This window comes from Paraburkholderia sp. SIMBA_027 (genome assembly GCF_046535315.1).
Taxonomy (GTDB): domain Bacteria; phylum Pseudomonadota; class Gammaproteobacteria; order Burkholderiales; family Burkholderiaceae; genus Paraburkholderia; species Paraburkholderia tropica.
In genome coordinates this window covers 1-256 of the sequence record NZ_JAWRWY010001060.1, presented here as the reverse complement: position 1 = coordinate 256, position 256 = coordinate 1, and the positions used below count along the sequence as shown (strand labels likewise).

Here is a 256-nt window from a genome sequence, read left to right as displayed (position 1 = left end):
ACCAGCTCCTGCGATGTGGCAACGGCGTTCCTGACCAAGAACTCCGTGCCTTACGACGTGGTGCCTGGCCCTGCCGGACAGCCGGCAACGGTCAAGATCAGCGATGCCACCATCACCAGCTTCGACGTCATCGCCGCTGGCGACAAGGCCAAGGGCATGACCGCAGCCTTCGAGAAGAGCACCAACATTGCGCTTCACGATGCCGGTTACCCGCTGAACCGCGGCGCCGCCAAGGTTCCGGATTCCAAGCTCGATG

The 256-nt window shown here is 62.9% G+C and carries 1 pseudogene; it reads left to right on the top strand.

Features of this window, described 5'->3' with window-relative positions:
- Window positions 1-256, top strand: a pseudogene (locus SB764_RS42370) (MFS transporter); the annotation flags it as partial.